9 protein-coding genes are annotated in these 8,752 nt (G+C 71.9%); 1 reads left to right on the top strand and 8 read right to left on the bottom strand.

What is annotated here, in order from left to right; genetic code table 11:
- On the top strand, positions 1 to 402 hold a 402-nt coding region (locus ACYVE9_RS09425), incomplete at its 5' end, for a phosphatase PAP2 family protein (protein WP_461027299.1).
- Here the strand turns inward: ACYVE9_RS09425 and ACYVE9_RS09430 are convergent.
- The 8 genes from ACYVE9_RS09430 to ACYVE9_RS09465 all read right to left on the bottom strand — a co-directional run.
- Complete coding sequence (locus ACYVE9_RS09430; RefSeq protein WP_461027300.1) at positions 332 to 790, bottom strand: hypothetical protein; 459 nt, start codon at positions 788 to 790, stop codon at positions 332 to 334. The two genes, ACYVE9_RS09425 and ACYVE9_RS09430, sit on opposite strands and share 71 nt — an antisense overlap.
- 175 nt (positions 791 to 965) lie before the next feature.
- Complete coding sequence (locus ACYVE9_RS09435; protein WP_461027301.1) at positions 966 to 2,369, bottom strand: NAD(P)/FAD-dependent oxidoreductase; 1,404 nt, start codon at positions 2,367 to 2,369, stop codon at positions 966 to 968.
- On the bottom strand, positions 2,366 to 3,181 hold the full coding sequence (locus ACYVE9_RS09440; protein WP_461027302.1) for an ABC transporter permease: 816 nt from the start codon (positions 3,179 to 3,181) through the stop codon (positions 2,366 to 2,368). The genes ACYVE9_RS09435 and ACYVE9_RS09440 overlap by 4 nt, the downstream gene beginning before the upstream one ends.
- Positions 3,181 to 4,119: an ABC transporter permease gene (locus ACYVE9_RS09445; protein ID WP_461027303.1), complete on the bottom strand. Its 939-nt coding sequence runs from the start codon at positions 4,117 to 4,119 to the stop codon at positions 3,181 to 3,183. Before ACYVE9_RS09445 ends, ACYVE9_RS09440 begins: the two co-directional genes overlap by 1 nt.
- Positions 4,116 to 5,246, bottom strand: a complete 1,131-nt coding sequence (locus ACYVE9_RS09450; RefSeq protein ID WP_461027304.1) for an ABC transporter ATP-binding protein — start codon at positions 5,244 to 5,246, stop codon at positions 4,116 to 4,118. Before ACYVE9_RS09450 ends, ACYVE9_RS09445 begins: the two co-directional genes overlap by 4 nt.
- Positions 5,247 to 5,282: 36 nt before the next feature.
- Positions 5,283 to 6,443: an ABC transporter substrate-binding protein gene (locus tag ACYVE9_RS09455; protein WP_461027307.1), complete on the bottom strand. Its 1,161-nt coding sequence runs from the start codon at positions 6,441 to 6,443 to the stop codon at positions 5,283 to 5,285.
- A 164-nt stretch (positions 6,444 to 6,607) separates the two neighbouring features.
- Complete coding sequence (locus tag ACYVE9_RS09460) at positions 6,608 to 8,134, bottom strand: gamma-aminobutyraldehyde dehydrogenase (RefSeq protein ID WP_461027305.1); 1,527 nt, start codon at positions 8,132 to 8,134, stop codon at positions 6,608 to 6,610.
- Positions 8,135 to 8,241: 107 nt separating this feature from the next.
- The coding region (locus ACYVE9_RS09465) for a DUF4190 domain-containing protein (protein WP_461027306.1) at positions 8,242 to 8,752 on the bottom strand (511 nt) is incomplete at its 5' end.

Below are 8,752 nucleotides of genomic sequence, written 5' to 3' on the forward strand. Positions count from 1 at the left end.
CGGGTGGTGGCCCGCCACGCCGTGGTGATGGCCGCGGTGCCGCTGCTGGTGGTGCCGTGCAAGGCGCTGCTGGACCGGCCGGGTCCGCTCGGCGGCAGTGGCTACTACCCGTCGGGCCACACCGCGACCGCCCTGGTCGCCTTCGGTTCGGCGGTCGCACTGCTGACGCCCCTGACCCGTTCCGCGGCGGCCCGGTGGGCGCTGCGGGCGGCTGCGGTCCTGGCCGTCGCCGCGTGCTGCGTCGGCCTGGTGGTGCGCGGTTACCACTGGCCGCTGGACGTGGTGGGCAGCCTGCTCCTCGGCACAGCCCTGCTGGCGGCGGGGTCGGCGCTCAGCGGGCACCGCCCGCGAGGCGGGCCGCCGCCTCGTGCATCGCCAGTTCCAGCACCGCCGGATCGGTGAGCGTGCCGGAGCCGTCGGGTGGCACGATCCAGCGGGTGCCTCCCGCCTGCCGGCCGGGGTGGGGGACGACGATCCACGTTCCCCGGCCCGCGCCCCGCACGCCGGTGCCCACCCAGCGTGCCGCGGTGCCCGGTGGCACGAAGTAACCCATGCGCTTCTCCCCGAAGTCGGCCAGCACCGGCCCCGGCCGGTCGACGCAGCAGGTGAGCACGTCCAGCGTGGGGTGGCCCAGCGCGCCGCCGAGGATCAGTACGTCCCACAGCCGCCCGGCCGGGAGCAGCACCACCCCCAGGGGGTTGCGCTCCCACTCCCAGCGGCACGCCTCCGGGTCGGGGGCCACCGACGCCAACCACTCCACCGCGCTGCGTGACCCCGTGTTGCCGCTCATCGACGCCTGCCTCCTTGTCGTGGCGGTCCCGGTCCGGACCGCTCGTCACGGGGGGAGAGCGGCGCGGGCGCGGGTCATTACGCCACGGAAGGGTGGTTCTGCCGACGGAAACGGAAACGCGTGCGGTGCGGCCGGACGGCGGCGGGTGGCGACGGACAGCGGCAGGTGACGGCGGTCAGCTGTCGAAGCCGAGCCCCATGCGGTCCAGGGTGCGCAGCCAGGGCCCGCGCCGGCCGCCGCGGGCGTCCGCCCGGTGCAGGGCGCGCTGGGTGAGGCCGATGCCGGCCCAGCGAACGGGCTCGGGCGGGAACGGCAGCGGCTTGCTGCGGACCATCTCCAGCGCGGTGCGTTCGGTGTGTTCCCCGTCGAGCAGGTCCAGCATGACGTCCGCGCCGAAGCGGGTCGCCCCGACGCCGAGGCCGGTGTATCCGGCGGCGTACGCGACGCGGCCGTCGTGCGCGGTCCCGAAGAACGGCGAGAAGCGGGAGCAGGTGTCGATGACGCCGCCCCAGCTGTGGGTGAAGCGCACGCCCTCCAGTTGCGGGAAGCAGCGGAAGAAGTGCCGGGCGAGGGTGTGGAACGTCTCCGGGCGCTGGTCGTGGTCGGGGTGGATGCGGCTGCCGAAGTGGTATAGCACGTCGTAGCCGCCCCACAGGATGCGGTGGTCCGCGGACATCCGGAAGTAGTGGAAGTGGTTGGCGCTGTCGCTGAGTCCCTGCCGGTGCTTCCAGCCGATGGCCGCGAGCTGGTCGGGGCCGAGCGGTTCGGTCATCAGCGCGTAGTCGTAGACCGGCACGACGTAGGGGCGGACGCGGCGGAGCAGCGACGGGAAGGCGTTGGTGCCGAGCGCCACCCGGCGGGCGAAGACCCGGCCGTGCGGGGTGCGGACGGCCATCGACGCCGGGCGGGCGGCGAGGCCCAGCGCCGGGGTGTTCTCGTGAATGCGCACGCCCACTTCCCGGCAGGCGCGCCGCAGTCCCCAGGCGAGGCGGGCCGGGTTGAGCATGGCGACGCCGTCGCGGTCCCAGCGGCCGGCCAGGAACGTCGGCGAGTTGACCTCCGCCCTCACCTGCTTTCCGTCCAGCAACTCGCCGGCGTCCAGGCCCAGTTCGGTGGCCCGCCGGTGCGCCTCGTGCAGTTCGTCCACCTGGTGGGGTTCGGTCGCGACGTCGATCTCGCCGCTGCGCCGAAAGTCGCAGTCGATGTCGTAGCGCGCGACGGCCGCCTCGATGCCGTCCAGGTTGCGCAGGCCCTGCCGTTCCAGTTCGGCCATCTCGCCGGGCCAGCGGTTGACGCCGTTGTCGATGCCGTGGGTGAGGGACGCGGCGCAGAAACCGCCGTTGCGGCCGGAGGCGGCCCACGCGGACTCGCGGGCCTCGATCAGCACGACGTCGCGGGACGGGTCGCGTTCCTTGGCGAGCAGCGCCGTCCAGAGGCCGCTGTAGCCGCCGCCGACGACGAGCAGGTCGCAGTGCTCGTCACCGACCAGCCGGGGCAGCGCCCTGGGGCGTTCCGGGTCGTCGAGCCAGAAGGGCACGGGTGAGGCGTCGGCGAGCGACGGGCGGACGTCCACGGTCATCGGCTCCTTCTGCGGCGGTTGCCGGCGACCTGGCCGGCGAGCACGACGGCGATCGCGATGACGAACATCGCGGTTCCGATCACGTTGACCTGCACGGGGACGCCGCGTTGCGCCGCGCCCCAGACGAACATCGGGAAGGTCACCGTGGACGGGCCGGCGTTGAACTGGGTGATGATGAAGTCGTCGAAGGACAACGCGAAGCTCAGCATGGCGCCGGCGGCGATGCCGGGCGCGGCCAGCGGCAGGGTGACCCGCAGAAAGGTCTGGAGCGGCCCCGCGTAGAGGTCGCGGGCGGCCTCCTCCAGCCGGGGGTCCATGGACGCCACCCGCGCCTTGACGGCGACGACCACGAAGCTGAGGCAGAACATGATGTGCGCGATGAGGATGGTGACGAAACCGAAGCCGACGCGCATGTTGAGGAACAGCGTGCCCAGGGAGGCCGCCATCACCACCTCGGGCATGGCCATGGGGAGGAACACCAGCGCCTGGGTGGTGGACTTGCCGCGGAAGCGGTAGCGGGCGAGGGCGAACGCGGCCAGGGTGCCGAAGACGGTGGCGACCAGGGTGGCCAGCACGGCGATGCGCAGGCTCAGGCCGAGCGATCCGCACATCTCGGCGACGCCGCACGGGTCGGTCCAGGCGTCGGTGGAGAACTCGCGCCACTCGTAGTTGAAGCGGCCGGCGGGCTTGTTGAACGACAGCAGCAGGACGACGAGGTTGGGTATCAGCAGGTAGGACAGCGCCAGCAGGCCGGCGACGACGACGAGGTTGCGCCGGATCCAGCGGGTGGTGGAGGTCAGCATGGCGGACATCAGACGAGGTCCTCCGTTCCCGCTCTGCGCATGTAGACCGTCACCATCACCAGGATCAGGGCCATCAGGATGAACGACATGGCTGCCGCCGTCGGGTAGTCGAGCACGTTGAGGAACTGCTTCTGGATGGCGTTGCCGACCATCTGCTCGTTCGGTGACCCGAGCAGCTGCGCGTTGATGTAGTCGCCGGACGCCGGGATGAAGGTGAGCAGTGTGCCGGCCACGACGCCGGGCAGCGACAGCGGGAAGGTCACCTTGCGGAAGGTGGTGGCGGGTGTGGCGTACAGGTCGCGGGCGGCCTCGTGCAGGCTGGGCTCGATCCGTTCCAGCGAGCCGTACAGCGGGAGGATCATGAAGGGGAGGAAGTTGTAGGTGAGCCCGCAGACCACGGCGAGCGGGGTGGCGAGCACACGTTCGCCGGAGGTGAGGCCGAGCCAGCTGGTGACGTCGAGCACGCCGACCGCGCCGAGCACGGACACCACCGGGCCGCCGTCGGACAGGATCGTCTTCCAGGCGAGGGTGCGGATGAGGAAGCTGGTGAAGAACGGCGCGATGACCATGACCAGCATCAGTCCGCGCCAGCGGCCGGCCCGGAAGGCGATGAAGTACGCGAGCGGGTAGCCGATGACCAGGCAGAGCGCGGTGGCGACGGCGGCGTAGCCGAAGGACCGCAGGAAGTGCGGCCCGTAGTCCCGGAGCGCCTCCCAGTAGGTGGCGAAGTGCCAGGTGACGCGGTAGCCCTCCTCCAGCGAGCCGGTTTGCACGGAGGTGGACGCCTGGTAGAACAGCGGCGCGACGAAGAAGACGGCCAGCCACAGGCCGGCGGGCAGCAGCAGCCAGTAGGCGGTGAGCCGGCGGCGTCCGGTGGGGGCCGGGGGCGGCGGGTCGGGCGGTGCCGTCTCGGGGGCGGCGGCCCCGAGGGCGGGAGGTGCGGTCATCGCGGCGTCGCCTCCTCGGTGCCGGCGTTGATGGCCTGCGTGGCGTCGAGGGCGAAGGTGTGCTCGGGCTGCCAGTGCAGGACGACCTCGGCGCCGGGCGCGAGGCGGGCGTTCCGCCCGGTGTTCTGGGCGTAGACGGTGAGTTCCGGGCAGGCCGGGCTGGACACCAGGTAGTGCGTGGAGACGCCGAGGAACCCGGTGTCGGTGACGGTGCCGGTGAGCTGGTTGTGGCCGGCGGGCACGCTCGCCGCGTCGTCGGCGGCGACCATGGAGATCTTCTCCGGGCGCACCCCGGCCGGTACCGCGTCGCCGCGGCCGGTGCCCTCGGGGGCCCGTCCGGCCGGGAGGCGCAGGGTGCCGCCGCCGGCCCGGAGGGTCATCTCGCCGCCCGAGGTCTCGGCCACCTCGGCCCTGACCAGGTTGGACGTGCCGAGGAAGTTGGCGACGAAGGTGCTGCGGGGGTTCTCGTAGAGGTCCGCGGGCGGGCCCTGCTGCTCGACCCGGCCGCCGTACATCACCGCGACCGAGTCGGCCATCGTCATGGCCTCCTCCTGGTCGTGGGTGACGTGCACGAAGGTGATGCCGACGTCGGTCTGGATGCGCTTGAGCTCCAGCTGCATCTGGCGGCGCAGTTTCAGGTCGAGCGCGCCCAGCGGCTCGTCGAGAAGCAGCACGCTGGGGCGGTTGATGAGGGCACGGGCCAGGGCCACCCGCTGCTGCTGGCCGCCGGAGAGCTGCCGGGGCCGGCGGCGGCCGAGTCCACCGAGCTCGACGAGTTCCAGCATCTCGTCGACCTGCTTGCCGACCGAGCCGATGCCGCGCCGGCGCAGCCCGAACGCCACGTTGTCGTGGACGCTGAGGTGCGGGAACAGGGCGTAGTTCTGGAAGACGGTGTTGACGGGCCGCCGGTGCGGCGGAAGGTCGGTGATGTCCTGCTCGCCGAGCAGCACCCGGCCGGTGGTGGGCTCCTCCAGCCCGGCGATCATGCGCAGGGTGGTGGTCTTGCCGCAGCCGGAGGCGCCGAGCAGGGCGAAGAAGGAACCCTCGGGAATGGTGAGGTCGAGGGGGTGGACGGCGGTGACGTCCCCGTAGACCTTGCTGACCTGGGAAAGCGTGATGGCAGTCATGTGGCGGGCCGTTCCTCGAAACGTGGGCCGGGGCGCTCAGGCGCCGATCAGTTTGGCGAACTTGTCCTCGAAGTCGCGCTCCTCGGCGGCGGAGAGCGGACGGAAGTTGCGGCCCTTGGCGATCATGTCCGCGTCCGGCACGATGAGCGGGTCACCGGCGAGGTCCTCGTCGATCTTCGCGAGCTCCGGCCCGGCTCCGGCGACCGGCGTGATGTAGTTGACCCAGGCGGCCAGTTCGGCGGCGACCTCGGGCCGGTAGTAGTAGTCGATCAGGGCCTCGGCGTTCTTCTTGTGCTTCGCCCCGGCGGGCACCAGCAGGTCGTCGGTGCCGAAGAGGTAACCGGCGGCGGGCACCGCGAACTCCACGTCGGGGTTGTCGAACTGGAGCTGGACGATGTCGCCGGCCCAGGCGACGCAGGCCGCGATGTCACCCCGGTCGAGTTCGTCGACGTAGTCGTTGCCGGTGAACCGGCGGACCTGCTTGCGGTCGACGGCCTTCTGGATGCGGGCGATCGCCGCGTCGAAGTCGTCGGCGGTGAACGTCGTGGAGTCCTTGCCCATGTCGAGCAGCGTCAGGCCGACGGTGTCCTGCATCTCGGTGAGCAGCGAGACGCGGCCCTTGAGGGACTCGTCCTCCAGCAGTTGGCTGACGCTGGTGACCGCCTTGCCCTTGGTGGCCTTCTTGTTGTACGCCACCACGGTCGCGATGCCGGCCCACGGGTAGCTGAACTGGCGGCCCGGGTCGTGCGGGGCGACCCGGAAGCGCGGTTCGAGGTTGGCGACGGCGTTGAGCATGTTGGCCGGGTCCAGGCGCTGCGCCCAGCCCTGCCGGATGAGGCGTCCGGCCATCCAGTCGGTGAGGCACACCAGGTCCCGGCCGATGTCCTGGCCGGCGGCGAGTTGAGGCTTGATCTTGCCGTAGAACTCGTTGTTGTCGTTGATGTCCTCGATGTACTTGACCTTGATGCCGGACTCGCGCTGGAAGGCGTCGAGCGTCGGCCGCCGGCTCTCGTCCTCGTCGTCGACGTCCACGTAGAGCGGCCAGTTCGAGAAGGTCAGGGTCTTGTCGCGGTCCGAGCGGTCCTGGCTCTCGTCCGGTTCGGTGCCACCGCCCTGGGCCGGCGGGATGCCGCAGGCGGCGAGCAGGCCGCCGCCGGCGACGGCCGACATGCCGGTGAGCAGGCGGCGGCGGGACATCGCGGCTCGTCCGCTGGTGAGGCTGCGCTGCCACGCCGCCTGGACGGACTCGGGCAGGTCGGCGCAGAGGTCGTCGGCGTTCTGAGGGGGTTTCACTTCGGTACTGCCTTCCTGGGAGGTGTTCAGGGAAGGAGTGGGGGGTTGCCGGGAGGGCCGGCGGCGGTTCAGCGGGTGCCGAAGACCGTGCGGTGCCAGTCCTTGCGGGCGATGGCGGTGTTGTCGTACATGACGTGCTTGACCTGCGTGTACTCCTCGAAGGAGTAGGCCGACATGTCCTTGCCGTAGCCGGACGAGCGGAAGCCGCCGTGCGGCATCTCGCTGATGATGGGGATGTGGTCGTTGACCCAGACGCAGCCCGCCCGGATCTCGCGGGTGGCGCGGGCGGCACGGTAGACGTCCCGGGACCAGGCGGACGCGGCCAGCCCGTAGGGCGAGTCGTTGGCGAGGGCCAGGCCCTCGTCGTCGCTGTCGAAGGGCAGCACGGTGAGCACCGGACCGAACACCTCACGCTGCACGATCTCGCTGTCCTGCGGGGCCCCGGTGACGAGCGTGGGCCGGTAGAAGGCTCCGCGGGCCATCGGGTCCCCGGCGGCGAACGACGGCGGGCCGCCGCCGGTGACCACGGTGGCGTAGGCCCTGGCGCGCTCGACGAAGCCGGCGACCCGGTCTCGATGGGCGTACGAGATGAGCGGCCCCAGGTCGGTGTCCGCGTCGAAGGGGTCACCGAGGCGGACGCTCGCCATCAGGTCGGCGACGCCCTGGACGAAGGCCTGGTGGAGGGGGCGCTGCACGTAGGCGCGGGTGGCGGCGGTGCAGTCCTGGCCGGTGTTGATCAGGGCCCCGGCGACGGCTCCGTGCACCGCCGCCTCCAGGTCGGCGTCGTCGAAGACGACGAAGGGCGCCTTGCCGCCCAGTTCCAGGTGCAGTCGCTTGACGCCGCGGGTGGCGAGCTCCGCCACCCGGCGTCCGACCTCGGTGGACCCGGTGAAGGACGTCATGGCCACGTCGGGGTGGGAGACCAGGTGCTCGCCCGCCTCGGGGCCGGCCCCGGAGACGATGTTGACCACGCCGTCCGGCAGCCCGGCCTCGGTGGCCGCGGCGGCGAACATCCACGAGGTCAGCGGTGTCGTCTCGGCGGGCTTGAGCACGATGGTGTTGCCTGCGGCGATCGCCGGCAGCACCTTCCAGGCAGCCATCTGGAGCGGGTAGTTCCAGGGTGCGACGGAGCCGACCACCCCGACCGGTTCCCGTCGGACGTAGGAGGTGTGGTCGCCGGAGTACTCGGCGGCGGCCGTGCCCTGGAGGTGCCGGGCGGCGCCGGCGAAGAAGGAGGCGTTGTCGACCGAGCCCGGCACGTCGAACTCGGTGGTAAGCCGGATCGGCTTGCCACACTGGAGGGACTCGGCGTAGGCGAACTCACCGGCCCGGTCGGCGAGCACCGCCGCGAACCGGTGCAGTGCGTCGGACCGCTCGGCCGGCGGCGCCGCCGCCCACCCCGGCAGCGCGCGGGACGCGGCGGCGACCGCGTCGTCGCCCTCGGCGGTGGCGGCCAGTTCGTAGCGGAGGACCTGCTCCCCGGTCGCCGGGTCGGTGATGACCTGGGCGCGCCCCGAACGGCCCGCGGCGGGCTTTCCGTCGAGGTACTGGACGCCGTCCGCGAAGCGGGCGGCCACGTCGAAGCGCTGGACCATCGAGCTCTCCTGCCTCACAAGGGCGTGATGCGGCGTCGGCCGGTGATGGTGGCCGATCCTGGCAGGAAGTCGTCACGGGAACAAGGGATTCCGTCGTTGCCTTTTGATTACACGACGAATTCGGTCTCCGAGTGGTTCATCCGGGCGTCGTACTCGTACTCCACGGTTCCGGACCCGGGGCCTTCCTCGGAGGCCGTCTCCGAGAGCACGAACACCAGGAGGGCCACCAGCACCGCGGACAGCACCGTCGCCACGATGCCGAGCACCAGTCCGGCGGTGGCGAAGCCGCTGCCGTGGGCCGTGCCGCGGTTGATCCGCCGGCGGGCCGCCACCGCGAGGCCGAGACCGACCGGGCCCATCAGGATGCCGAGGAACGCGCCCCAGATGGTGCAGGTGACCACCACCGCGATGATGCCGACCACCATCGAGGCGGTGCAGATCCCGCTGGTCGGCGGCTTCTGCTGGTAGTGCGCCCATCCCCCGTGGCCGTACGTCGGCATCGGCGGGGCGGCGTACGGGTACGGCTGGCCGGCGGTGGCCTGCCCGTGCGGCTCACCGGGAGCGGGCGGGAACGGCCGGCCGGCCTCGTGCGGGTACCCGTAGCCGGGCGGCGGGGTG

It is taken from the genome of Streptomyces sparsus (assembly GCF_054776295.1).

Coding starts and splice junctions, on each gene's coding strand:
- ACYVE9_RS09435 (WP_461027301.1), bottom strand. CDS start 2,369: ATGACCGTGGACGTCCGCCCGTCGCTCGCCGACGCCTCACCCGTGCCC.
- ACYVE9_RS09440 (WP_461027302.1), bottom strand. CDS start 3,181: ATGTCCGCCATGCTGACCTCCACCACCCGCTGGATCCGGCGCAACCTC.
- ACYVE9_RS09450 (WP_461027304.1), bottom strand. CDS start 5,246: ATGACTGCCATCACGCTTTCCCAGGTCAGCAAGGTCTACGGGGACGTC.
- ACYVE9_RS09460 (WP_461027305.1), bottom strand. CDS start 8,134: ATGGTCCAGCGCTTCGACGTGGCCGCCCGCTTCGCGGACGGCGTCCAG.
- ACYVE9_RS09455 (WP_461027307.1), bottom strand. CDS start 6,443: ATGTCCCGCCGCCGCCTGCTCACCGGCATGTCGGCCGTCGCCGGCGGC.
- ACYVE9_RS09430 (WP_461027300.1), bottom strand. CDS start 790: ATGAGCGGCAACACGGGGTCACGCAGCGCGGTGGAGTGGTTGGCGTCG.
- ACYVE9_RS09445 (WP_461027303.1), bottom strand. CDS start 4,119: ATGACCGCACCTCCCGCCCTCGGGGCCGCCGCCCCCGAGACGGCACCG.